The organism is Noviherbaspirillum malthae, from assembly GCF_015352985.1.
Taxonomy (GTDB): Bacteria; Pseudomonadota; Gammaproteobacteria; order Burkholderiales; family Burkholderiaceae_D; genus Noviherbaspirillum; species Noviherbaspirillum malthae.
The window spans coordinates 1-2,580 of the sequence record NZ_JACYXF010000156.1; the positions used below are offsets into that span (position 1 = coordinate 1).

General features: G+C 59.1%; 2 protein-coding genes and 1 pseudogene. 1 reads left to right on the forward strand and 2 read right to left on the reverse strand.

The genetic code is table 11. From position 1 onward, the window contains the following. Window positions 1–216: 216 nt before the first annotated feature. Window positions 217–450, reverse strand: a complete 234-nt coding sequence (locus IGW03_RS37385) for a hypothetical protein (protein WP_194727444.1) — start codon at window positions 448–450, stop codon at window positions 217–219. A gap of 73 nt (window positions 451–523) precedes the next feature. Here IGW03_RS37385 and IGW03_RS37390 point away from each other — a divergent pair, with 73 nt between their 5' ends. Next, window positions 524–1,105: a hypothetical protein gene (locus IGW03_RS37390; RefSeq protein WP_194727445.1), complete on the forward strand. Its 582-nt coding sequence runs from the start codon at window positions 524–526 to the stop codon at window positions 1,103–1,105. A gap of 1,064 nt (window positions 1,106–2,169) precedes the next feature. On the opposite strand, the pseudogene IGW03_RS38630 reads toward IGW03_RS37390, so the two are convergent. Then, window positions 2,170–2,580: pseudogene (locus IGW03_RS38630) on the reverse strand (IS701 family transposase); the annotation flags it as partial.

The window sequence follows — 2,580 nt, forward strand, 5'->3', positions numbered from 1 at the left end:
TAAGCACAGCTCTATCGCTGTGGACCACTGGCCGGCCACGTCCATCTGCTCGTCGTACGGGGGCCGGAATAAGCGGCTCAAGAATTGCCCATTGTTCATCGGTAAGTTCTTCTCTTCGCGCCATGATAAAACCCCGTCATGTCGAAAAGAGCGTTGACTACCTATTTATGAAATGAGTTCTATTATGAAACAAGCAGCACGGACCGCCATTTTGCATCAATCTTCCTTGGCCATGGTACTTGGCGTCGCGCTGGTCGGCTGTGGCGGCGGTGGCAATGCTCCAGTGAACCAGTTACTGCCCGCCGTCACAACAGACATACCGTCGATGCAACCATCCGCGTCCGCATCAAGCGCCCAGGTCGGTTCCCACGGCCAAATCTCGAGCGCTACGGCCTCATCGAGTGCGGTCAGTGGGAGCGCCACCGCCATCAGCGCACCGGTGTCAGGCACACCGCACCCTCCTTTGGCGTCGGTCAGTGTCCCCCTTCCTACTTACAATATTGGCAGCGTCAGCGCTGCGGCAATGATCATCGACCGCAAGACGGGTAGTCACGAACCAGCAACGATGCAGATGACCGTACCGATTGGCACGCCAGTGCAACGCATCGCACAGACGTTTATCGCGCAGGTCAGCGGCGAACTTACGCGGGTCGAGCTTGCCTTGCAGTCGTGCAGCGCAATTCCAGTTGCCTTACATATTGAGGTTCGCCGCGGCAGCGCGCTGGACTCCCCGATTATTGCAACTGGTGTGGTTGACCCCGCCGCACTGCCGACTGCCACCTCGGGTCGCTGCACAATTGACGCGCCTGTCTATTGGGCAAACGTGCCGCTCTCCCCAGCCTCGGTCAACGTCAGGGCTGGGGAAACACTGTCTGTCTGGCCATTTTCAAACGAACCGGTATCGTATGCTTGGGCTGGCAGTGCAGTAAGCGCCACGAGTGTCAGTGACATGTCGTATGCAAATAGTTCAGCCAGTGCTGGCAGCGCAGTGAGCCCAGCAGGACAGACCACCGTCTGGTCTACCGATACCAAAGCGACAGGCAAGCAAGCCATTGCCGGTTTTGCACCCGGATTCCGAACGTTTGTCGTTCCGACCGCCAACTAGGCAACACCCGACACGGTGCGTGTAGGCGGGCGCCTACCTTGACAGCAAGCCTGCTGCAAGGTGCATCCCAGGGTTCACTATGGTCCGGCAAGCCAGTCCCATGGATGGCTGCGCAAGACTGACCCTCGCATTGGAAAGGAGTCGTCATGGTCAGCAATGCATTCGCCCCTGTGACAGGGGATTTCGTAAGACGATCGCGCCACCAGCCAGGCGTGCGGCGTCGACGTTTTCAGAGCCCTGAGCCGGCACGAAGGGAACGACAGGAATCGTCACAACAGCTGCCTCGTGTGCCGCCACGGGCTCGTCTGCATTCCTTCGCCGCCGATTGGGTGATCGTCAATGCGATTCATTACCGGGTGCGTCCTGAAGTGTTCGACCAACTCCGCCATGCGCTCGGGCCAGGTGCTAAAGCCAAGAGCCATCGCTGGCCCTCGCCTCCCCCACAACGTGGGCGGGACGCACGTGATCGCGTCCAGTCCGATGTCACACCCAGCGCAACGCATGCAGCACCGGCTGCTTCGCCTGTTCCGTCCATGCGGCGGCAAACAGCTCCCGCCCCCGCGACCACTGTCCCATCCAGGCCTGCACTCCTGCGCCGTCGCTTCAGCGCAAGGTCCGCTTGCTTGGCAGCCGCTGTTTGCGGGACGGCTTATTTTGCCGTACCGAAGGTATGGTCGCCGGAAGACATCGTGCGCCTCCCTCAAGGAACCTTAGACCCCGGAGTGCTCGCGCAAGTGTCGGCTGCGCGCGCGCCTGCCATTGCCACCCCGGGTATCCCGTCCAGCGCCTCCGCCTCCGCAACGGGCGAGCCAGCGCGCATTGACAACGTTCCCCATATCACCGCCACTTCCGTTAACGCAACGTCATCGAGCATGCCGTCACAGGGTTCAGTGCCGGCAGCGTCTAACCCTCAGCCAAGCGAGGCGGCACCCCAACCGAGCGCCGTCAAACGCTTGGACGCCCCCTCAAGTTCGTTATCCTGTTCACAGGCCCATGAAGCGCTTGGCCTATGCGACTTGCATCGAGTTTGGCAGGGGCAAAAGCTTAGCGGTAATTTGTTGAAATCAGAAATACACGTTAATACCGACTCCTTTCCTTAACGTGTCAAAGAGCATATCGAATTCGCACGGCAGGGGCCGGGTGACGAACGCGCGCCAGCAGTGCATGAGCCAATGCACTGGAACTAGCCAGGCCCGCACCGCACGTAAGGCTTTCGTCCACCTGGGTAGGCTCAACGGTATGGCTCGATCGGTTTTTTTCCGATCCCCATTCTGGTCCGAAGGTAACGCTGGTTGCTGTGCGCGATCCAACAGGCGTACTCGATTACCTTCATGCCACCAGCAAAAGCTAAACGCACAATACACCAGGATCCAGTGACGTCGAATAGCGCGATCACTGCGCACCATGAAATCGGCCCAGCCCAATTCATCTTTGGTCTGCTTGTAGCTTTGTTCAATCCAGTTTCTTAATCCATA

What these genes read in the sequence shown, in the direction of transcription:
- IGW03_RS37390 (WP_194727445.1), top strand. Translation starts at nt 524, where the DNA reads ATGATCATCGACCGCAAGACGGGTAGTCACGAACCAGCAACGATGCAG.